20 protein-coding genes are annotated in these 22,434 nt (G+C 50.0%); 12 read left to right on the forward strand and 8 right to left on the reverse strand.

Annotation, left to right across the window (positions count from 1 at the left end; genetic code table 11):
• The first annotated feature begins 2 nt into the window (after positions 1–2).
• Both B8880_RS01745 and fdhE read left to right on the forward strand, forming a co-directional pair.
• Positions 3–692: a formate dehydrogenase subunit gamma gene (locus B8880_RS01745; protein WP_084255909.1), complete on the forward strand. Its 690-nt coding sequence runs from the start codon at positions 3–5 to the stop codon at positions 690–692.
• Complete coding sequence (gene fdhE / locus B8880_RS01750; protein ID WP_084255702.1) at positions 689–1,609, forward strand: formate dehydrogenase accessory protein FdhE; 921 nt, start codon at positions 689–691, stop codon at positions 1,607–1,609. Before B8880_RS01745 ends, fdhE begins: the two co-directional genes overlap by 4 nt.
• A gap of 53 nt (positions 1,610–1,662) precedes the next feature.
• Here the strand turns inward: fdhE and B8880_RS01755 are convergent, their stop codons facing one another.
• Together B8880_RS01755 and B8880_RS01760 are read right to left on the reverse strand one after the other, a co-directional pair.
• Positions 1,663–2,286, reverse strand: a complete 624-nt coding sequence (locus tag B8880_RS01755) for a DUF417 family protein (protein ID WP_084255703.1) — start codon at positions 2,284–2,286, stop codon at positions 1,663–1,665.
• Positions 2,287–2,565: 279 nt separating this feature from the next.
• A complete protein-coding gene (locus B8880_RS01760; RefSeq protein WP_084255704.1) occupies positions 2,566–3,396 on the reverse strand; it encodes a formate/nitrite transporter family protein in 831 nt (276 codons plus the stop codon).
• A 225-nt stretch (positions 3,397–3,621) separates the two neighbouring features.
• Between B8880_RS01760 and prfB the strand changes: the two genes are divergently transcribed.
• Together prfB and lysS are read left to right on the forward strand one after the other, a co-directional pair.
• Positions 3,622–4,720, forward strand: a protein-coding gene (gene prfB / locus B8880_RS01765) for a peptide chain release factor 2 (protein WP_115306333.1) whose coding sequence is annotated in 2 segments (ribosomal slippage) — positions 3,622–3,696 and positions 3,698–4,720 — 1,098 coding nt in all. Because the reading frame shifts where the segments join, the coding sequence is not laid out codon by codon here.
• A 34-nt stretch (positions 4,721–4,754) separates the two neighbouring features.
• Positions 4,755–6,263, forward strand: coding sequence for a lysine--tRNA ligase (gene lysS, locus B8880_RS01770; protein ID WP_084255705.1), 1,509 nt, complete (start codon positions 4,755–4,757; stop codon positions 6,261–6,263).
• Positions 6,264–6,271: 8 nt separating this feature from the next.
• On the opposite strand, the gene B8880_RS14815 is transcribed toward lysS, so the two are convergent.
• Entirely contained in the window at positions 6,272–6,442 is a 171-nt protein-coding gene (locus B8880_RS14815; protein WP_244165589.1) for a hypothetical protein, read from the reverse strand.
• A 207-nt stretch (positions 6,443–6,649) separates the two neighbouring features.
• Here B8880_RS14815 and B8880_RS01780 point away from each other — a divergent pair, with 207 nt between their 5' ends.
• Positions 6,650–7,570, forward strand: a complete 921-nt coding sequence (locus tag B8880_RS01780; protein ID WP_084255707.1) for a DMT family transporter — start codon at positions 6,650–6,652, stop codon at positions 7,568–7,570.
• Positions 7,571–7,628: 58 nt separating this feature from the next.
• On the forward strand, positions 7,629–8,393 hold the full coding sequence (gene recO / locus B8880_RS01785) for a DNA repair protein RecO (RefSeq protein ID WP_084255708.1): 765 nt from the start codon (positions 7,629–7,631) through the stop codon (positions 8,391–8,393).
• 1 nt (position 8,394) lies between these two features.
• On the opposite strand, the gene putP is transcribed toward recO, so the two are convergent.
• The 3 genes from putP to B8880_RS01800 all read right to left on the reverse strand — a co-directional run bounded on the left by putP (position 8,395) and on the right by B8880_RS01800 (position 14,382).
• Complete coding sequence (gene putP, locus B8880_RS01790; RefSeq protein ID WP_084255709.1) at positions 8,395–9,900, reverse strand: sodium/proline symporter PutP; 1,506 nt, start codon at positions 9,898–9,900, stop codon at positions 8,395–8,397.
• Positions 9,901–9,917: 17 nt separating this feature from the next.
• The gene (gene putA / locus B8880_RS01795) at positions 9,918–13,388 is read right to left on the reverse strand and encodes a bifunctional proline dehydrogenase/L-glutamate gamma-semialdehyde dehydrogenase PutA (protein WP_084255710.1); all 3,471 of its coding nucleotides are present in this window, start codon (positions 13,386–13,388) and stop codon (positions 9,918–9,920) included.
• A 124-nt stretch (positions 13,389–13,512) separates the two neighbouring features.
• On the reverse strand, positions 13,513–14,382 hold the full coding sequence (locus B8880_RS01800) for a LysR family transcriptional regulator (RefSeq protein WP_084255711.1): 870 nt from the start codon (positions 14,380–14,382) through the stop codon (positions 13,513–13,515).
• A gap of 99 nt (positions 14,383–14,481) precedes the next feature.
• Here B8880_RS01800 and B8880_RS01805 point away from each other — a divergent pair, with 99 nt between their 5' ends.
• The 3 genes from B8880_RS01805 (at position 14,482) to B8880_RS01815 (ending at position 18,343) form a co-directional block, all read left to right on the forward strand.
• On the forward strand, positions 14,482–14,712 hold the full coding sequence (locus B8880_RS01805; protein WP_084255712.1) for a DUF896 domain-containing protein: 231 nt from the start codon (positions 14,482–14,484) through the stop codon (positions 14,710–14,712).
• 11 nt (positions 14,713–14,723) lie between these two features.
• Positions 14,724–15,590 (forward strand): pirin family protein, encoded by an 867-nt coding sequence (locus B8880_RS01810; RefSeq protein WP_084255713.1) that lies wholly within the window; start codon positions 14,724–14,726, stop codon positions 15,588–15,590.
• 215 nt (positions 15,591–15,805) lie between these two features.
• Entirely contained in the window at positions 15,806–18,343 is a 2,538-nt protein-coding gene (locus tag B8880_RS01815; RefSeq protein WP_084255714.1) for an autotransporter outer membrane beta-barrel domain-containing protein, read from the forward strand.
• A gap of 92 nt (positions 18,344–18,435) precedes the next feature.
• On the opposite strand, the gene B8880_RS01820 is transcribed toward B8880_RS01815, so the two are convergent.
• Positions 18,436–20,076 carry a mucoidy inhibitor MuiA family protein gene (locus B8880_RS01820; RefSeq protein ID WP_084255715.1) on the reverse strand — a complete coding sequence of 547 codons (1,641 nt, stop codon included), beginning with the start codon at positions 20,074–20,076 and terminating at the stop codon, positions 18,436–18,438.
• Positions 20,077–20,085: 9 nt separating this feature from the next.
• Positions 20,086–21,066, reverse strand: a complete 981-nt coding sequence (locus B8880_RS01825; protein ID WP_084255716.1) for an alpha/beta hydrolase — start codon at positions 21,064–21,066, stop codon at positions 20,086–20,088.
• A gap of 233 nt (positions 21,067–21,299) precedes the next feature.
• Here B8880_RS01825 and B8880_RS14650 point away from each other — a divergent pair, with 233 nt between their 5' ends.
• The 3 genes from B8880_RS14650 to B8880_RS14560 are packed head-to-tail and all read left to right on the forward strand — an operon-like array spanning position 21,300 to position 22,320.
• Positions 21,300–21,725, forward strand: coding sequence for a CAT RNA binding domain-containing protein (locus B8880_RS14650; RefSeq protein ID WP_244165590.1), 426 nt, complete (start codon positions 21,300–21,302; stop codon positions 21,723–21,725).
• 18 nt (positions 21,726–21,743) lie between these two features.
• The gene (locus B8880_RS14655) at positions 21,744–22,145 is read left to right on the forward strand and encodes a PRD domain-containing protein (protein WP_244165591.1); all 402 of its coding nucleotides are present in this window, start codon (positions 21,744–21,746) and stop codon (positions 22,143–22,145) included.
• A gap of 22 nt (positions 22,146–22,167) precedes the next feature.
• Complete coding sequence (locus B8880_RS14560; RefSeq protein ID WP_208610873.1) at positions 22,168–22,320, forward strand: hypothetical protein; 153 nt, start codon at positions 22,168–22,170, stop codon at positions 22,318–22,320.
• Positions 22,321–22,434: the final 114 nt, after the last annotated feature.

Consider the following 22,434-nt stretch of genomic DNA (forward strand, 5'->3'; position numbering starts at 1 on the left):
TGATGGTTGATTTAAACAGAAAAGTTATTCGCCACAACCTGAAAGAGCGGTTGAGCCACTGGCTGTTAGTGCTGTGCTTTTTTATGACCGCACTTTCCGGCTTGTCGTTTTTCTTTGCTGATTTCGCCTGGATTGCCGAAGTATTGGGCACGCCGCAACTGGCGCGGGTTTTGCACCCGTTCACCGGTTTGATTATGATCGTCGCGTTCAGTATTTTGGCAAAACACTACTGGCGCGATAACCTGATCGAAAAAGGCGACTGGCAATGGCTGTTCAATGTGGTGGAAGTATTGAAAGGCAACGAACATCACGTTGCCGATGTCGGCCACTACAATATGGGACAGAAATTGCTGTTCTGGACACTGATTATGGCGTTGCTGATTTTATTAGTCACCGGCATCATCATCTGGCGACCGTATTTTGCCGAAAACTTCCCGATTCCGGTGATTCGGATTGCTCTCTTGTTGCACGCCACCAGTGCCATTGCTCTGATTCTGGGGATTATGGTGCATATTTATATGGCGATTTGGGTCAGAGGTTCGATTACCGGCATGGTTGAAGGCTGGGTTACCGCACGCTGGGCGAAAAAACACCACCCGCGTTGGTTCCGTGAATCCATTCTGCCGGAATTGGAAAAAGAAGAACGCCAATCTTCCAAACCAAATAAAGAAAAACAAGAGCATAAAGAATGAGTATTCGCATCTTAGCGGAAAGCGAAATCAAACAGGCAGCGGCGGGGTTCTTTGCCCCACCGCTACTTTTCGCCAACCCGAAAAACCTTTACCAACGCCGCGCCGCACGTTTGCGCAAACTGAGTGAAAACCACCCGTTGCAAAATTATCTGCGTTTTTGCGCCAACATCGCCGATGCCCAATTGGCGTTGTTACAAAATGCGCCGATTGCAGCGGACGATCGCCTAAGTGCGGTCAAAGACAACGCCGATCTACTCAGCCGACAGCCGCTACACTGGAAAAACTGGCAGCGCGATCCGATTTGGATAGACCTGTTACAACAACTGTTACAACAGATCAAACCGCACGCCAACGACACCATTCTCGCCACTATCGAATGGCTGGAAAAAGCCTCGAACAACGAGTTAAACGACTTGGCGGATCAGCTGTTACGCGATAACTGCTTGCCGAATCAAAGCGATAAGGCAATTTTTCTGTGGGCGGCGCTGTCACTGTATTGGACACAGCTAGTGCAGCAAATTCCGCACCATGCCAAAACCGAACTGGGCGAAAACCGCCAATTCTGTCCGGTTTGCAGTTCGGCGCCCGTCGCCAGTATGATCCATATCGGCGAAGCGCAAGGCACGCGCTATCTGCACTGTTCGTTATGCGAAAGCGAATGGCATATGGTACGGGTGAAATGCAGCAACTGCGAACAGGGCGGCAAACTGAACTACTGGACACTTGATTCCGACAACGCGGTAAAAAGCGAAAGTTGCGACGATTGCCACAGTTATCTCAAGGCGCTGTACCAGGATAAAAATCCTGATGTGGAAGCGGTTGCCGATGATCTGGCCAGCCTGTTTCTTGATGATGAAATGGAAAAAATGGGTTACGCCAAAAGTGCGGTCAATCCGTTTTTATTCCCGCCGGAATAGCGTTCGGCTTGAAACAAGCAAGGGTGGTATTAATCCACCCTTGTTTATTTTGGCTACGCTTTGCTTTTCAGAAAACGCTGCGCACATTCCGATGCGGCAATCAATCCGCCTGCCATCATAATAATATCTTTCAAAATCAAGCGCCCTGCCCCCGATAAATACGGAAAGCCGTAATTCGGCGTCGGCAAATCTCCGCCCAAATTCAGCACATAAGTCTCCGGCGTGGTAATCAAAAATGAAAGCGTAACTATCGACATGCCGAACGTCAGCAAACCGCCGAGCATGCCGGTCGTCGAATTCCAAATACCCGATAAAGTCAGCAAGCCGATGGTGACAATCACCGCACCAAGCCCATAGGAGAACGGATAAGTACCGTTTTCTTTATGCCAGTCGATGTTTTTCTGCACCATTTTGCCTTCCGGATTTTTGTACAGCGTATATTCTTTGACCAATTCCCCTTTATCATTTTCTACCATATTTTGACTGTTATTATAGAAAAAACTCATAAAAGGACTGTTGGAAACGAAATGGACAATGCCGTCCGCTTCATATTGAAAAGCCTTCAGCCCGCCGATCCACAGCATCACGATACAAATTGCAATACGGATAAAATTGATAAATACACGCTGTTTACCGGCAAGAAATTCTGCCGCCATTTTGATGATATTAACACTCATGTTGACCTCATTATTAAACCAATAATTAAAAAATGCCCCTAAAAAGACTCGGCAAAGCGGTATGATTGCCATCGCTATACGACACCGATTCGCAATTGAATATTATTCTCATTTAATAAGCGGAAATAGGTCAAATAATCGCAACTAGCCGATTGCAAAATCTCAAGTGAAATAAAATATGATCTAACGCATAAAAAGCAGACAAGTGGGGAATAGACAGGATAAGCAGGAAAAGTGCGGTTTGGGCGGATCGTCATTGATCCGCCCGCTGTTCAAAACTTATTTTCTACCAATTTCGTCAGTGACCTGACCGTAAATCATAATGGTAAAGACGACGGTTCCGCCAAGAATATTGCCCAGCGCCGTCGGACCTAAAAAGGTGACGAAATAGTCGTACAGGTTGGCATCGCCTTGAATCACCAGATACGCCATTTCCGCCGAACCGACCACCACATGAGTGAAATCGCCCAGCGCAATCAGGTAAATAAAGAAGAAAATCATGATGAATTTGCCGTTGCCGACGGTCGGCATCATCCACACCACCGAAGCAATCAAAATGCCGGCCGGAATACCGCGCAGAATATTGTCGCTCACCGACATCGAAGCGACGTGGTGGGCTATTTCATTCATCGCCACCACAAATTCCGGATTGAAAACATGGTGATTCTGTAAAAAAAACGCCGCCAAGGTCGTACCGATTAAATTCGCGCCGAACACCGTCGCCCATAATTTCGCCACCGCCAGCAACTTCTTAATACTCAACGGATTAAACAGTGGCACCACCGTTGTAATCGTGTTTTCGGTAAACAACTGCATACGCCCTAAAATCACCAGCAAAAAGCCGACGGTGTAGCCCATATTGGTAATCAACGGTGCCCAAGGTTCGTCCGGCGTATAGGCAGTGAACACCGCTTTGAAAATAAAAGAAAACGTAATCACCAAACCGGCGGTAATACCGGAAAAGAGCAACGCTTTGGTCGGACGCGACAACTCTTCAATCCCGTCTTGGCGGATAATTTCATACAACAAGCGCGGACTTAAACGCTCGTGCTCCTCCACCGCCATACGATCGCGATAGGATAATTTGCTGCTGTTTAATTCTGACTTCATTGTTCCTCCTGTACAGAAATTAGGGCTTGTTGACCTTTGTTTATAATTTATACAAAATGTTAAAAAACGCTGCAACTATAACATAAACCGTTAACAAATAAAAAATGGCGTCGCCAACCGACCAAACCGCACTTAAGCGCGACAAACGGAATTGCACCTGTTAAATCGTCGCCAAATATCATATAATTCGCCCTTTTATAGTCAATTTATAATCGGTTATTTAGAATGTTTGAAATTAATCCCGTAAAAAACCAAATCAGCGATCTCAGCCAACGCACCGATATTCTTCGGGGGTATCTTTGACTTCGACGGAAAAGTCGAACGATTGGAAGAGGTTAACGCCGAATTAGAACAGCCCGACGTGTGGAACGAGCCGGAAAAAGCGCAAGCGTTAGGCAAAGAACGCTCGGCGCTGGAAGCGGTGGTGGAAACAATCCGCACTTTGGATCAAGGCTTGCAAGATGCCGAAGGGCTGTTGGAATTGGCGATCGAAGCCGACGACCAAGATACCTTTGACGAAGCGGTTGCCGAGCTGCAAGAGTTGGAAGCCAAATTGGCACAACTGGAGTTCCGCCGTATGTTCAGTGGTGAGCACGACAGCGCCGATTGCTATGTCGATTTGCAGGCCGGTTCGGGGGGTACGGAAGCGCAGGACTGGACCGAAATGCTAGTGCGTATGTACCTGCGTTGGGCGGAAAGCAAAGGCTTTAAAACCGAATTGATGGAAGCCTCCGACGGCGATGTCGCCGGAATCAAATCCGCCACCATTCGGGTCAGCGGCGAATACGCCTTCGGCTGGTTACGCACCGAAACCGGCATTCACCGCTTAGTGCGCAAAAGCCCGTTTGACTCCAACAACCGCCGCCATACTTCGTTCAGTGCGGTGTTCGTCTATCCCGAAATCGATGACGATATTGACATCGAGATCAATCCGGCGGATTTGCGCATTGACGTTTACCGCGCCTCCGGTGCCGGCGGACAGCACGTCAACCGTACCGAAAGTGCGGTGCGGATCACCCACATTCCGAGCGGAATCGTGGTGCAGTGCCAAAACGACCGTTCGCAGCACAAAAATAAAGATCAGTGTATGAAGCAGTTGAAAGCCAAGTTGTACGAAATGGAACTGCAAAAGAAAAACGCCGAAAAACAAGCGTTGGAAGACAGCAAATCCGACATCGGCTGGGGCAGCCAAATCCGCTCGTATGTATTGGACGACGCGCGTATCAAAGACTTGCGCACCGGCGTTGAAAATCGCAATACCCAAGCGGTGTTGGACGGCGATTTGGATAAATTTATCGAAGCCAGCTTAAAAGCCGGTTTGTAACCGAATATTGAAATAAACCTAAGGGATACACATTATGTCAGAACAACAACTTCCGGAACTGGATCTGCACGGTGAAATGCTGGTGCGTCGTGAAAAACTGACCGCACTTCGCCAACAAGGCAATCCGTTCCCTAACGATTTTCGTCGTGAGCATTTGGCGCAAGAGCTGCACAGCCAATATGAAAGCCAAGACGGCGACACATTAAAAGCGCAAGAAATTGCAGTCAGCGTTGCCGGACGAATCATGACCCGCCGCAAAATGGGCAAAGCCAGTTTTATCACCCTGCAAGATATGAGCGGTAAAATCCAGCTGTATGTGGCGCGCGATCTGCTGGCGGAAGGCGAATATGAAAACTTGATGTCGCTGTTGGATTTGGGCGATATCGTCGGCGCCAAAGGTACGCTGTTCAAAACCAAAACCGGCGAGCTGACCGTGCGCTGCACCGCACTTGAGCTGCTGACCAAAGCCCTGCGCCCGTTGCCGGACAAATTCCACGGCTTGAGCGATCAGGAAACTCGTTACCGCCAACGTTATTTGGATTTAATCAGCAACGACGATTCGCGTCGTGCCTTTGTGATTCGTTCCAAAGTGATCAGCGGTATCCGCCAATTCTTCCTCGATAAAGGCTTTATGGAAGTGGAAACGCCGATGTTGCAAGTGATCCCCGGCGGTGCGGCGGCGCGTCCGTTTGTGACCCATCACAACGCCTTAGATATTGATATGTACCTGCGGATTGCACCGGAGTTGTATTTGAAACGCTTAGTTGTCGGCGGCTTCGAGCGGGTGTTTGAGCTGAACCGCAACTTCCGCAACGAGGGCGTGTCGGTACGCCACAACCCGGAATTCACCATGTTGGAGTACTACCAAGCCTACGCTGATTACCACGATTTGATGGACAACACCGAAGAATTGCTGCGCAAACTGGCGCTGGATATTTTAGGCACAACCACCGTACCGTACGGCGAATACACCTTTGATTTCGGCAAACCGTTCGAACGTTTGACCATGACCGACGCCATTCTGAAATACGGCGACAATATCCAACCTGAGCAGTTGCAAGATTTCGCCCAAGCCAAAGCTCTGGCGGCAACATTGGGCATCGAAGTGCAAAAATCATGGGGCTTAGGCGGTATTATCAATGCGATTTTCGAAGAAGTGGCGGAACACCATTTGATTCAGCCGACTTTCTTAATGGCACACCCGGCAGAAATTTCGCCGTTGGCACGGCGTAATGATGAAAATCCGGAGGTGACCGATCGCTTCGAACTGTTTATCGGCGGACGCGAAATCGGCAACGGTTTCTCGGAACTCAACGACGCCGAAGATCAAAACGCCCGCTTTGACGCACAGGTCGCCGCCAAAGAAGCCGGCGATGACGAAGCGATGTTCAAAGACGAAGATTTCGTGGTCGCACTGGAACACGGCTTGCCACCGACCGCCGGCGAAGGCTTGGGCATCGACCGCTTGGCGATGATCTTCTCCAACTCACCGTCAATTCGTGATGTGATTTTGTTCCCAGCAATGCGCCAGCATAAAGACTAACCGCACTTTTATCGCACAACCGCGGTCAGATTCAATCCGATCGCGGTTTTTTTAGCGAAGGCGAAACGGTTGTCGTCAAACTCCAGATTGAGAAACAGCACTTTGCCGATAGTTCCTTGTTGAATTAACGATTTTGCATGCTGAGCCCCATGTAAGAAATTTATGATATGTCCAGCCATAAAAATCACGCCGTTTTCCCCGCAAGCACGCACCATCTCATCATATTATTTTTCTACTGTTTAAAAAATAATTATGTTAAAACGCATTCAGTCGGTATAACATAATCAATAAAATAATAATCTGCAAACGCCGTCTTTAAAATAAAACAAAAATAAAGCCGGACTTTTATAACACCTAATCAAAAGAAGTGGCATAGTGGAAAAACAATGGAAAATGAATATCGAATTCGGATAATCTATATTTTATTAATGGGCTTCGGTTTTCCTATTATGCGCTATATGAGTCTGCATTTCGATACGTTAAATAATAATGCCGTGCGCTTTATTTGCGGCGGATTGTTTTTATTGCTCATCTGCCTGTTCAAATTTAGAATAGCCTTAAAAAACAGCTTGAGCGATCCGATTTTAATTTTAAAATTAAGCGCACTCGGATTATTCATGACCGCCAATATGTACTGTTTTATAAACGGATTACGCCATACCAGTGCTCTAACCGGCAGTATTTTCGGTATTTTGGCGATGCCGCTCGGCATTCTCATCATCGCCCTGTTTTATCCGGACGAACGGCGCAACATTCAACACCGCACTTTTTATCTCGGCGGATTGTCAGCCGTCATCGGCTCGCTACTTTTCGTTTTCTACGGCAATCAAGCCGGCAGCGGAAGCCAAAGTGCGGATTTTATTTCCGGCGCACTATTTCTCACCGGTGCGATTTTGATTCAATCCTTACAAAATGTCATTGTCAAAGATATCGCCGCCAAATTGAACGTCATTATTATCAGCACCACAACCGCCACCATCGCCGGATTTATTTTCTTAAGCATAGCAATCGCCGACGGAAAAATAAATCAATTAAGCACAGTTAGCGACGGCTTATTAATTGCCCTAGCCCTCTCCGGTATTTATGGCATGTTAAGCGGAATGCTACTGGCGTTTTATATTGTGCAAAAACAAGGGGTGGTGGCATTTAATTTAATCCAACTGCTTGTCCCGCTCGCCACCGCCGTGGTCGGCTATTTTACGTTAGGGGAAAAAATAACGATACCGCAAGCAATTGGAGCGATGATTGTCCTGGGCGGCTGTTTGTTGGCGTTGAAAAAATGTACTATAAATAGCAAAACAGAATAACGTTCCCCCCAACCGCACTTTTTAGTAAAATAACCTCTCACCCGCAAACAGGACAAACATTATCGAAACATGGCAACGAGGGTTTGTGTTACACCGCAGACCCTATAATGAAACCAGTCTGTTAGTCGATCTTTTCACCGAAGAGAGCGGACGTTTGACCGTGCTGGCGAAAGGGGCGCGGGCGAAGCGTTCGGCGTTGAAAAGCCTGTTGCAGCCGTTTACACCGTTGTTGCTGCGTTGGACGGGCAAAGGTGATTTGAAAATTCTGACCAAAGCCGAAGCGGTTTCGCTGGCGTTGCCGTTGGAGCATACCGCACTTTACAGCGCTTTTTATATCAATGAGTTAGTCTGCCGTGTGATCGAAAATGAAACGCCCTATCCGCAACTGTTTCAGGATTACCTGCACTGCCTGACCGCACTTGCCGCCTCGCAAAGTACGCTAACAGGGCAAAATACGCAAGCCAAAAGTGTCGAACCGTTTTTGCGCAAATTCGAGTTTCAGCTGCTACAAACGCTCGGTTACGGTGTGGATTTTCTGCATTGCGCCGGTTCGGGCTTGCCGGTTGAGCCGCAGATGAGCTATCAGTACCGTGCCGAACAGGGCTTTATTGCCTCGCTGCTCAAAAACAACCAAACCTTTTACGGCGACGAACTGCTGATCTTCGCCAGCTTAGCATTCGACAAATTGGGTGCCGAACAAAAACATATCCTGCAAGCCGCCAAACGCTTTACCCGTATGGCGCTGAAACCTTATCTCGGCAGCCAACCCTTGAAAAGCCGTGAGCTGTTCCAAGGGATTTTACCGGGTAAAATGAAAGGCTAAGCTAGCCCTTCGAACGCAGGTTAAACTCTACCAACGCTTGGTCAAATTGTTCGGCGACTGCGCTATCTTCCGTAGAAAACAGCGATGAGGTAATGGTGATGAAAGAGCAGATTAAAAAGCCCGGAATAATTTCATACAGTTTCGCCAAATCCGTCCAACCGAGATACTGCATTAACGGACTCCAAGCCACCACCGTCACCGCGCCGCAAATCATGCCCCACAAGGCGGCCGACGAGGTGATATTGCGGTTAAACAGCGATAAAATCACCACCGGTCCGAACGCGGCGCCGAACCCTGCCCACGCATAAGACACCAGCTTCATCACGCCGGAAGAGGGATCTTGGGCGATAAGAATTGCAACGGCGGAAATCACCAAAACCATAAAGCGCCCGACCCAGACCAGCTCATTGCTGGAGGCGGTTTTGCGCAGAAAACCTTTATAGAAATCTTCCGTTACTGCAGCGGAACACATCAGTAATTGTGCGGATAAGGTGCTCATCACCGCCGCCAAAATAGCGGACAGTACAATGCCGACGATCCAAGGATTAAACATCAAACGGGATAATTCAATAAACACCGATTCGGCGTTATCTAACGGGATTTGATTGGCGCTAAAATAGGCCAAGCCGAAATAACCGACCGCCACCGCGCCGCCAAGACATAAAAACATCCAAGTAATCCCGATTCTGCGCGCATTTTGCAACGATTGCACCGAGTCCGCCGCCATGAAACGGGCTAAAATATGCGGCTGTCCGAAATAGCCCAACCCCCAAGCCAGCGCCGAGATCACGCCGATGCCGGATACATTGTGCAGCCAGTTGGCGTATGGAATACCGGTCATTTCCGATTTTGCGGTTAATGCCAAATTGATATCTTCCCAGGTTAAATGCAGCAACACCATCACCGGCGCCAGCAATAGGGCAAAAATCATTAGCGTGGCTTGAATGGTATCGCTCCAAGAGACCGCCAGATAGCCGCCGATAAAGGTGTAGGTGATGGTTGCCAGCGCGCCCAGCCAAAGTGCGGTCGAATAATCCAGCCCCAGCAGGCTTTGAAACAATTTTGCGCCAGCAACGACACCGGAAGCGCAATAGATGGTGAAGAAAAACAGAATAATCGAAGAAGAGATGATTTTCAGCGCTTTCTTTTGTTGCGGAAAACGCTGCGCAAAAAATTCCGGTAAGGTGAGCGCATTTTTATATTTTTCGGTAAAAATCCGCAAGCGGGCTGCCACCACCCGATAATTCAAATAAGCGCCGATCGTCAAGCCGACGGCGATCCAAGCCTCCGACAGTCCGGATAAAAAGATCGCCCCCGGCAAGCCCATCAGCAACCAGCCGGACATATCGGAAGCGCCGGCGGACATTGCCGTGACGAAGCTGCCCATTTTGCGCCCGCCTAAAATGTAGTCGTCAAAATTTTGTGTGGAGCGGTAAGCATAAACGCCTATCCCCAAAATAATCAGCAGATATAACCCGAATGTAATATAAATTTGATAGTTTTGCATGGTTCTTCCTATTAAGATTATTGTTCTTGTGTTGCCATTAAAGAGGCATTTCCGCCGGCTGCGGTGGTGTTTTCACTGCGCGAAAATTCATCGTAAAGCGGCATAATGTCCTGTGTTTGCCGCCAATCATAATATTTAAAAATAGCGTCACGGCTTTGCTGTAAAGCCAAACGCTGCGCTGCGCTCAACGGCGCTAAAAACACGCCTTTTTGGCAATCTTGCAACTGCGCGGCAATCCGTACGCCGCTTGCTTGCGATTGCGCCAATGGGTGCGACGGTTCGACCACAACCGAGAACCCGTGCGCACGCAATCTCGCCGCCGCCTGTTGCGCCGGTTGAAGATCGCCGTTTAAAATCGCCACCTCGCCGCTAAAATAAGCCAGCGTATTTTCTTCGCCGGTAATACTGTCGAGTTGCGGTTTAGCATTATGCAAGGTTTTTTCGTCACCGAAACGGCTGTAGTAATCGGTTGTGCGGGTCAGACGCTGCAAGTAAAATTCGCCGCCGGCTTTCGGACCGGTGCCGGACAAGCCGTGTCCGCCGAACGGCTGCACGCCGACCACCGCACCGACAATGTTACGGTTGACATAAAAATTACCGCACTTGAGATGACTTTCGACAAAATCAATCTGCTTGCGGATCCGGCTATGGCAACCGCCGGTCAACGCATATCCTTTTGCGTTCACCGCCTGCAACTGCTGTGCCAACTGTTCTTTGCGGTAAGGCACGATATGTAAAATCGGTCCGAACACTTCCCGTTGCAACTGCTGCAAATTATCCAGCAGGTAAATCGCCGGCGCGACATAGTGGCCCTGTGCCTGCTCTTCGATATTATCCGCACTTTCCAATTCGATATAACGACGCGCAAGCTCGCGCATTTTGGCTTTGTGCGCCAACAGATTTTGCTTGGCTTCCTCATCGATCACCGGTCCGATATCGGTCGCCAAAAAGGCAGGATTGCCCAGTTTCAGTTCTTGCAATGCCTGTGCCAACATAGTATAGAGTTTGTCCGCCACTTCTTGCTGTAACAACAACACGCGCAATGCGGAGCAACGCTGCCCTGCGGAATCGAAAGCCGAACTCAGCACGTCCGCCACCACTTGCTCCGATAACGCCGACGAATCCACCACCAGAACATTTTGTCCGCCGGTTTCGGCGATTAACACCGGTTCGTTTTCGGCTTGTGCGCACTGTTCGGCAATCAGTTTGGCGACTTCGGTCGAACCGGTGAAGACGATCGCATCAAACGGCAGCTTAACCAACGCCGCACCGACATCGCCTGCGCCCAAGATCAGCTGTAAGGCATTGCGTGGCAAACCGGCTTGATAGAACAAATTGACCGCGGCATACGCAATCAAAGACGTCTGCTCCGCCGGTTTGGCGATCACTGCGTTACCGGCGGCAAGGGCGGCGGCAATTTGTCCAGTAAAAATAGCCAGCGGAAAATTCCACGGCGAAATACAAAGTGCGGTTCCCCTTGCCGGCGCCAGTCTGCCGCGTTGCTGCAAATCGTCTAACTGGGCAGCGTAATAACGCAGAAAATCAACCGCTTCACGCAGTTCGGCAATGGCATTCGGCAAGGTTTTGCCTGCCTCCAAAACCGCCAGTTTCATTAATAAAGCGTGATGTTGTTGATATAAATCCGCCGTTTTGCGCAAAATCTGCGCACGCCGTACCGCACTTTGCCCTTGCCATTCGCTCTGGCAGGCGGCGCTGAAGACCGGTTCGAGATGATCGGGGGCGAAAAACGCCACCTCGGCAACCACCTGATTCAGATCCGCCGGATTGCGCACCTGATGCGGCGTTAAATGGCAGGCTTCGCTGTCCACCGCCGATAACGATCTTGCGTTGGCAATCTGCGCTTGATTAAGCGCCTGCTCCAACTTATCCAATTCCAATTCATTGGTGAGATCAAAACCCGACGAGTTGAGCCGATCGTCAAACAGCGCCGACGGCGCACGCACCGCCCTGTTTTCCTCTCCTTGCGAAACGGCGTAATGTTGCCAAGGCGGTGTCATCAATTGTGCCGCCGGTATGCTTTCGTCGACCAATTGGTGCACAAACGAGGAATTCGCCCCGTTTTCCAACAAACGGCGCACCAAATACGCCAGTAAGGTTTCGTGCGTGCCGACCGGTGCATAAACCCGAACCAGCCGGTTGAAATCCTGTCCGTCGATCAGTTGGTCATATAACGTTTCGCCCATGCCGTGCAGACATTGAAATTCATACCGCTTGTCGCGTCCCAATTCATAAATCGTACACAGCGTTTGCACGTTGTGGGTCGCAAACTGCGGATAAACCACATCTTGCGCCGCCAGCAATTTCTGCGCACAAGCCAAATAGGCAATATCGGTGTGGTTTTTTCGGGTATAAAGCGGAAAGCCGTCCAAGCCGTCGGCTTGCGCCCATTTAATTTCACTGTCCCAATACGCCCCTTTTACCAGACGGATCATTAAATAAGCCGATTTTTCCCTCGCCAGCGCAATCAGATAATCGATCACATAAGGGCAACGTTTAGAATATGCCTGCACCACAAAACCGATGCCGCGATAGCCTTTCAACTCCGGTTCGTCGAGTAGTTTTTCGACCAAATCCAGTGACAGCTCCAGCCGGCTTGCCTCTTCCGCATCAATATTCACGCTGATATTGTACTGCTTTGCCAACAGGTACAGCCGTTTCAGTTTGGGATAAAGCTCCGTCATCACCCGATCATATTGCGCGCGGCTGTAACGCGGATGAATCGCCGATAACTTAACCGAAACGCTGTTTGCCCGATAAATATCGCTATGTGCTTCTTTGCCAACGGTTTCAATCGCGGTTAAATAGTCTTGAAAATAGCGCTCCGCATCCGCTTGGGTCAGCGCCGCTTCGCCCAACATATCGAAAGAGAAGCTGTATCCTTTCTCCGTGCGCTTTTTCGTGCGGTTTAACGCCTCTTGAATATTAATACCGGTGACAAACTGCTCCCCCAGCACTTTCATCGCCTGCACCATCGCCAATCTCATCACCGGCGCAGAAAAACGGGCGAAGCTGCGGGTCAACGCGCTGGACAACGTCTCCGGATCAAAAGAGCGGCTCAAATTTTTACCGAGCAACAGCCCGTAACTGGCGGCATTGATAAAAAAAGAAGAGGATTTACCGATATGCGCACGCCAATCGCCCTCTTTTAACTTATCGTGAATCAATTCGTCACGCGTTTGATTGTCGGGAATCCGCAGCAAGGCTTCCGCCAGACACATCAACGCAATCCCCTCTTCGTCACCTAACGAAAACTCTTTCATCAGCGCATCTACGCCGTACTCTTTTTTCTTGATATTACGCACACGGTTGATCAAATCGATGCCGTTTTGCGTGATCCGCTCTTGCTGTTCGGCACTGAAAATCAAGGTTTTTTGTAACACATCGACGGCGTCTTTTTCATTAATTCGATAGTGTTTGCTGATATTTTGACGTGACGGGTGGTAATGTTTGGCGAGATGAAATTGCATGGCAAAGCCTCTTTGTTAAATAATTATTAAAAATTAGCAAAAAAAACGTTACCCGCAAATAGCATAATCTTCGTTTTGTGAAACCAATCACTGTTTTCTCGGCAATTCTATCCCTGCCGAGATCCTAAGTTAAACAGCCCGCCACAAATTCGACAAAACTTCTGACCGTCGGCACAAAACCGCGATTTTTGTAGTAAATTGCATACAACGGCACGGAATCGAGTGTCCAATCGGGTAATAGGCGGATCCAGTCAGGGTTGATCAAGCTGCCGATTTCCGGTAAAAGGGCGATGCCGCTATGCCCGTTGACTAGTGCCGCCAGCAGCTCGGCATCATTGCTATTCACCCGTTTGGCGGCGCTGATTTTTTCGCTTTTGCCGTTTTTATGTAACAGCCATTCCCGTCCGTCGCTTTTGTGCAACAAAGTGTGTTGCGCCAGATCCGCCGGACTTTGCGGCGTGCCGTGCTGCGCCAAATAGTGCCGGCTGGCGTACACGCCCAAATTCATCTGCCCCACCAACTTCGCCACCAAATCCTCTTGCTGCGGCGTCCCCACGCGCAGGGCGATGTCGATGCCGTCCTGAATCATATTAATCCGCCGATTATCCATTTGCATATCCAGCGACACCTCCGGATATTGGCGTAAGTACGCCGCCAAGTGCGGTGCGATACAGTGGTGCAGCACTTCGCTCGACACCGAAACCCGCAACAAACCGCGCGGCGTGCTTAAACTCTGCGCCACGCTGCTGACCGCATTGTCGGCACACTCCAACATCATAAGCGCGTGGCGGTAAAACGGTTCGCCCAACTCGTTCAGGCGCACGCCGTTGCGCCCGCGATCAAGCAGTTTACTGCCAAGTGCGGTTTCCAGTTCGGTTAAACGGCGGCTTAAGCGCGACTTCGGCAAATTCAACAGCTCCGCTGCCCGACTCAAACTGCCGGCTTGCACCGTAGCCACAAAAAAGCGCATATCGTTCAGATCAATTCGTTCCATTTATGCAACCTTAGGTTTGTTTTTTGTATCTTGTTCATTATGCGCAACGATCATACACTGTGCAACATCTATTCAGCAATGCGTTAAGCAGGAGGAAACATGCGAATCCCTGAACTGAATCGAATTAACGAATTGGCACGCAAAGCCAAACACACCGCACTTTCCGCCGCCGAATTAAACGAGCGTGCTGAGTTAAGGCAACGCTACTTGGCGGCGATTCGCGGGCAGATGAACACTATTTTAGCGACCGTCAGCGTGGTCGATCCGCTCGGCAATGATGTCACCCCAGCCAAACTGCGCCACGCACAGCGTCACGGCATGATAATTTAAGGAGCACGACAATGCGTTCGATTGATAAAATTTACAGCGCACCGCGCAAACATTGGGTCGGTGACGGTTTTTACGTTTCGCCGCTGTTTTCCCATATGGCAAACGACAAATTCACCAGCCCGTTTTTGATGTTGGATTATGCGATGCCGCAACATTTTGCGCCGAATGAAGCCGATCCGCGCGGTGTCGGTTCGCATCCGCACGCCGGATTCGAAACCGTCACCATCGCCCTGCAAGGCGAAGTGGAACACCGTGACAGCGCCGGCAACGGCGGCGTGATCGGCACCGGCGATGTGCAATGGATGACCGCCGGACGCGGCATTGTGCATCAAGAGTTCCACAGCGAACGCTTCAGCCGTGAAGGCGGCATGTTTGAAATGGTGCAGCTGTGGGTCAATTTGCCGGCAAAAGACAAAAACAGCGCCGCAGGTTATCAAAGCCTGCCGGCAGCGGTTATTCCACGCTGCGAGCTTGCCGACAACGCCGGTAGCGTGCGGGTGATTGCCGGCGATTACGACGGCTGCAAAGGGGCGGCACGCACGTTCAGCGAGTTGAATATGTGGGAAATCGACCTGAATCCACAAGGCAAAACCACGCTAGACATTCCGCCGCCCCATAACCTGATGTTAGTGGCATTGCGCGGCAACGCTTTGATTAATGATGAAAAAGTTGCACGCCCGACCGAATTGGTGACATTCAAACAAGAAGGCGGTGAAATCACATTAGCCGCCGACGACGAAGGTGTGAAGCTGCTGTTGCTGAGCGGCGTACCGATTGACGAACCGATCGCCGCCCACGGCCCGTTTGTGATGAACACCCGTGCTGAGTTGGTTGAAAAATTCAATGCATTTAATCGCGGCGAGTTCGGCGATCTGTAACGTTGTCCCGCCCCAAAGTCTAAAGTGCGGTTGGCGTACCCTCTTGCCAACCGCACTTTTGCTGGCCGCAAATGAGGAGTGGCGAATCTTAACCGGCCTTTAAAATTGATATAAAACAAACATCTCCCATTCTGAACCAACAATAAATTTACTTACTATAACGATAAACATACAATACATAACCTTCAAACGATAAAAACAGTTCAGGTGGAGTTATGCAAAAACAAAAATTAAACACAACATTAAGCCTCGCCGCCGTTTTGGTCGCCTTGGCATGTTCTGCCACAGCGGCGACGGAACCCGTCAGTTGCAGTTATAACGGTTGCCAGATCAGTAGCAATGGCACTGGCGCATGGGATATTATCCAACGCGATAGCGGCATACAACAAAGCCTCAGCGCAGATGCGCTGGAAATTACCCTTCCGGCCGGCAATTACCTGAATATTCCTAAAAGCGAAAGCGGATACAACGCATATTCCGCGTTTGAGCCGGAACGGAAAGTCCAAACCGTAGAACCGCTCTTTAGCATATTAGCATACAGCGGTAAGGCGGAAAACAGCCGGATCACCCTAAAAAGCGGCGTGAACGCCACCATCAAAGGCGCATTTGACGGCAGCTCGCTGCTTGCCGTGCATGGAATTGATACCGACATAGAAAAAGGCGTAACCCTGACTGTCGAAAACAGCTACTCCGCCTTGAATAATATACCGACCGAACATGACGATGCGATCGGCGGCAGGGCAATAGAAATCCGTGGCGGTGCGACCTTAAACACACAAGCCGACATTATTTTAAATGCGGAAGATGCTATGGGCATTCAAAGTTATGATGATGAAACCGTAGTCAATGCCAGCAATCACTCGCTTACCATGAATGCGCGGGGTAACTCTGCTTTTTCTTTGGTCGATAACGGTGTGATGAATCTTGATAATATCATCATTAACGGCCGGGCCGATAACCAACTGGCGATTGATATCAGTGGCTATGGCGACAGAAGCAACCCGACAACCGTTAACATGAATAACAGTAACATTACGTTAAACGATAACAGTTTCATCTATTTTCCGAGCGAGCAAGGCGGTGTGTTGAATTTAAGCAACAGTTCGGCAACCGCCGGTTATGGCGCAATAATGTTTAACGACACTGACAATATGCACGGCGTACTGAATCTGAACGGCGGATCGCTCAGCGCAAGCAAGGCGCTGATTTCCATCAATCCGGATAATCCGCTGTTTACTATCGAGCCCGAAGAGATTGCCGCGGCAAGCGCAAGCGCTTCCTTTACCTTAAATGCCGCCAAAAGCGCCAAATTAAGCGGTATAAGCGTGATTAACCCTCATGTTGCGCATGCGCAAACAGATATGAATTTGAGCGGCGGCAGCCACTGGACTTTTAACGGCAACAGCGAATTGGATAATCTGAACGTCAGCGATTCCGATATCAACTTTGAAAAAGGTACTGCCTTTCATACACTTACAATCAACGGCAACTTGGGCGGCAATAACGGCACTTTTCATCTGAACACCGATTTGGCATCGCAGCAAGCCGATCAAATAATCGTCAACGGCGAAGTGTCCGGCGCGCATAACATCAGTGTCAGCGACTCACGCAACGAACCAAACCACGCCAACGGTAAAGTCACGCTGGTACAAAGCAACGGCGGTTCCGGCAGTTTTAGTCTGGTGCAACCTTATGTCGATGCCGGTGCGTACCGCTATTATTTTGCCAAAGAGCAAAATAATTGGGTGTTGCAACATTCCAGCGCATCGGCGGAGATTACGGACAATACCAATACCAATACCAATACCAATACCAATACCAATACCAATACCAATACCAATACCAATAATGGTAATTCTGCCAATGCTGCGGTAAACAAAGCGTTAAGCACCTATGCCAACTCGCTGATCGCCATGCGCCAAGCCGCCCGTGCTTATTTGTACAGTGCGGATCACGCGTTGCAAACACGGCTGACGGCGCTGCAGCACGCCGAAAAAAGCAACGGCGTTTGGTTGTTGGCAAGTTATGCCGAAGATAAAATTGACGGCTATCGCACCATTGATGCCGACACTTCGGGCTTTAAACAAGACAACAAACATCTGACCTTAGGCTATGATCGCCGTATCAACGGCGATGGCGCGCACTATGTCGTCGGGCTGCTGGCGAGCAAAGGCAGCGCCGATATTGATTTCAATCACGCTTATGGAAACGGCGATATTTCCGCCTACGGCGTGGGCGTTTACGGCGCTGCGGTTTGGAATAGCGGCATTTTTGCCGATCTGGATTACCGCTACAGCCGTTTAAAAGTGACGGCAAGCAACACCGATGACGTTCGCTGGAACGCACATCAGGTCAATTTAGGCGGCGGTATCCGTGTGGCGCTGAATCCCGCTTGGGCGCTAATCCCGCAAGCCAAAATTACCGTCGGACACCTTTCTGCCGATCAGCACGCTAAATCCGATACTTATTACCGCACTTCCGTCGGCGCACGTTTGCAAGGCAGTTTTGCGCTGAATCCTGCCACGCTGAAACCGTTTATCGGCGCTTATTGGGTTAAAGATTATACGGATAACGCACTGTCGATTAATCAATATACGGCGCAAGCCCGAAACTTCGGCAGCCGAATACTGGCAGAAGCCGGTGTTGCCGCACAAACCGCCGTCGGGGAGTTTAGCCTATCCGCCCAAACCGAACACGGCGCACGCTATCAACGCAATGCACAAGTGACGCTGGGCTATGCTTACCAATGGTAAGCCGCCCGTTGCCTTAAACTTTGTTGGATAACCGGATCAAGCCATTGAACGCACGCCGTCCAATGGCTTGTTTTTTATCAGTGACCGCACTTTTACAATCCGCTAATCGTTTTATCCTGCGGATATTCCAGCGTGAACACTTTTTTCACGGTTTGTTTGCCGTGCGGCGGCAGGCTGATTTTCTGCTGGTAACGGCCGCTGTCGTCAACGCTGACGGTGTTGAGTTCCGGCTGTAAGATTTTCACCGTAATCTCTTGATTGACCGCTTGCGGCAGGCGATCGTACACCACCACGTCCACTGCTTGCGCACGGTTATTTTGCAAGGTGTAGGCGGTTTCAAGGCGCACTTTTTTCGTTTTATTGATTAAACCGCCGCGCTCTTCCGTGCGTTTCGGCGCTTCGGCTGTAACGCTGATGGTTTGATCCTCGCCGATCAGCTGTTTAAACTCGTCGTCCGGCAGTAAGGTCGGCAGATAGCCCGAACCAATCACATCGCCGTCATAAGCGGTGCGCAAATTGCCGGCTAACAGCGGATAATCATGGTTGTTTTTGCCGCTGACGGTCAACAGAACGGTTTGTTGATAATCGGGATAAAAGGCATATTCGGCACTCGCCGGCTGCTCCAGTTGCGAAATCACCACATTTTGTTCGCTGCGGCTGCTGACCAGATTCACCGTGCCTGCAATCTCAAAACGGGAAGCGACAATGCCGCTTTGTACCAGCGCCTGTTGCGGCTCGGACTGCACGCTGTCCATGACCGCACTTTCCGCCATTGCACTTTTGCCAGCTGCCATCGGTGCTGCCATTTGCAACTGCCTGTCGAATCCGCCCCGTGCGCCGAACTGCGGCGGTTGGTAAAAATCAATCACCCACGGCGTCACTTCCGGCGCTTCACCGACCTGAATCGGGTTGGCACTGGATAAAATCAGTTTGACATTATGCCAATCTTCGTTGCTGCTTTGCCGGATTTTCGCACCGTACTGCAAACTGACACGGTTATCGGCGCTGTTATAATTCAGTTGGTATTGCGGTCGCCACGAGGCGTTCGGCGTGGTATAACTCAGGTTCACTGTTTGCTTAACCGGCTCGGCGACCTGCACCTGCACACGCACCACCCGTTGTTGCAAGCCTTGATCTCCGCCCAAGCGCTGATATTGCCGTTGCAGATCGTCCAGCCCCTGCTGCTGACGCTGTATTTTTTCGCTTAACGTGCGGCGCTCGCTCGCCAACTCGTTAAAAGTGCGGTTGGAGAATTGCTGTAAACGGCTGAAATCCTCAAAGGTGGCAGCCGAATCGCTATTCTCCCGATTTAAATGCCCATGTTGCAACCACTGCAACAGTTGGAATTGGTTTTCCACCGCCGCGATTTGATCTTGCGTTTGTTTTAACGCCGCCTCTTGGTTGCGGATTTGCTGTTGCAGCTCGCGTAATAAACTTGCCGAATGTTGCTCCTCCGACCGCACTTCGCTGTCGAGCGACAACACGGTTAATCCGTGCGTGCCCTGCGCGCTGAATTGTAACGAATTCGCTTCCAGACTAAGCGGCAAATGCTCGAAAACCAGTTCGTGCGTGCCGGCGCTCAACTGCACCTCGGCAGTGCGCTCCACTTTGGCTTGGTTCTGATACAGCACCACCTGCCGAATCGCCGAGTCAAGCGTGGTTGTGGCGGACATCGCCTGTGCGGCGCAAAGTGCGGTCATCGCCGCAATCAAAGTCAAGATCGTTTTTTTCATATTTGCACCCTATCTGGCAGAGGGTTTGAATTGTTGATTCAAGAAGTCGATCACAACCTGCATCACTTGCGGCTGTGCCCAGTAAATACCGGCATGATCGGCATTTTTCACCACATAACGCTGTGCGGAAACACCTTTTTCCACCAAGGCTTCAAACAAAATTTTGGTTTGGCTTGGCGAAACCAACACATCGGCATCGCCGTGCAGCAACAAAAACGGCGGGGTGTTATTGGAAATATGCGTGATCGGGTTGGCTTGCGCCGCCAGTTCCGGATTGGCTTTGACCGCTCCGCCGGCGGCAAACGGCGGAATGCCGTTTAGCATCAAGGCTTCGGAGGCGTTATCACCGTCGTGCATCGCCTGTACTTCCGGCGAATAATCGGCGCCGATTTGGGTTAAATCGGACAGCCCGTAAAGATCAATCGCCGCCTGCACACTGCTGCTTTGATCAAGATTTTCGCCCAGATCAAATTGGCGATCGCCGTTGGTGGTTGCCGCCAATGCGGCAAAATAGCCACCTGCCGACTCGCCCATAATCGCGATTTTATCTTTATCAATCCCGAATTCTTCGGCGTGCGCACGCAAATAGCGCACCGCACTTTTCACGTCCAACAACGGATCGGGAAACTTGCCTTGCGGAATATGGCGGTATTCGATGCTCGCCACCACATAACCGGCTTCAGCAATCGCCAAGCGCTGCTGAATATAATTGGCTTTGGGCGACATCAAAAATCCGCCGCCGGTGACAAACAGCACCGCCGGCAGCTTGCTCTCGCTTCGCGGTTGCAAAATATCCATTTTCAGATTCAACGGCCGCCCCATCACACGCGGCTGGGCATAAGTAATATCTTGCCACGCATTGACCAGCGGTTTCTGCACCGCCACTTCCAGCAACGTGCTTTGCGGCGGAGCGGGATTCAAATTTGCCATGCTTGCGAACGGCATTGCCAACAACGCGGCACCCGCCAATTTCACCAATTGTTTTTTCATTATGATCTCCGAGTTATCTCCGATTGAAAAATCCTGCGCCAAAACGGTCAGTTACTCTGTTTTGACCGCACTTTGGGTAAAAAGTGCGGTATTTGCCGACAAAATCACCTACTGCATTCTGGGGAGTCCTGTAAATCGAATCGTCAGGAAGCCCTAGTGACCCGTTTGCCTTTCATGCTAGAATTAACTGACTATTATTATTTGCCCAGCCCGAAAAATCTACACGAGAGCCTATGCTGAAAATTAAAAAAATTTTTAATAATAATGCCGTGCTTGCCGAAACCCAAGCTGCCGGCGAGGTGGTGGCGTTAGGCAAAGGCATCGCATTCGGCAAAAAGAGCGGTGACACCGTCGATGAAACACTGGTGGAAAAAACGTTCAGCCTGAATAAAAGCGCGTTTGCCGCCCGTTTAACCGAAATTCTGGGCGAAATTCCGCCGGACTATTTCCGCCTGACCAATCGGATCGTGAACCATGCCAATCAACAGTTGAATTGTACCCTGTCGAATAATATTTATGTCAGCCTGACCGATCACTTGTATCATGCGGTACAGCGCCTGCAAAACCACCAGTCGCTCAACAACGGTTTGCTGTTTGAAATCAAACGTTTGTATAAAAACGAATATTTGATCGGCAAATATGCGGTCGACTTGATCTAACGCGAATTGCTGCCGAATTTGAGCGAAGACGAGGGCGAAAACGAAGCCGGTTTTATTGCGCTGCACATTTTTAATGCGCGCACCGATAACGACAATATGGCAGACACCATGCGCAGCACCCAAATCGTGAAAGATATTCTCACGTTGATCGGCTACCATTTCGGGCAGGCACTGGACGAAAACAGTTTGGACTATTCGCGTTTTGTGACCCATTTGCACTATTTCGCCCAGCGCCTGTTCAAGCCGCAAAGTGCGGTCGGCGGCGACGATTTTCTGTATCAACAAACCCGCAAAGCCTATCCGCGCGCCTATCAATGCGTGGAAAAAATCGATCACTATCTGCAAAGCCATTTTCAGAAACAGTTAAGCGATGACGAGAGCCTGTATCTGACGATTCACATTCAACGGATTATTCGTTAGCCGCTCACCACCGCACTTTTTTATGAGCGCGATCACATTTTTGCAAGCGGCGGTTTGCAAAAGCCGAAACGGTTGTTTATATTTTTGCCCGTACAAGGTTGTAACCGCACTTTTCGTCACCGAAAAGCGTAAATACGGGCAAGGCTTGAACGGTTTGTTGCATTCATGCGAATAAACAAACCGTTCAGGCTTTTTTTATGCCTTTTTAATACGATATGACACAAATGATACAGCGGACGCTTCCGCTGCGACCACTTAGGGTGTGACTTTCAGTAGGCAAGCCTAAGCA

The sequence above is a fragment of the Pasteurella testudinis DSM 23072 genome (genome assembly GCF_900176075.1).
Classification (GTDB): domain Bacteria; phylum Pseudomonadota; class Gammaproteobacteria; order Enterobacterales; family Pasteurellaceae; genus Chelonobacter; species Chelonobacter testudinis.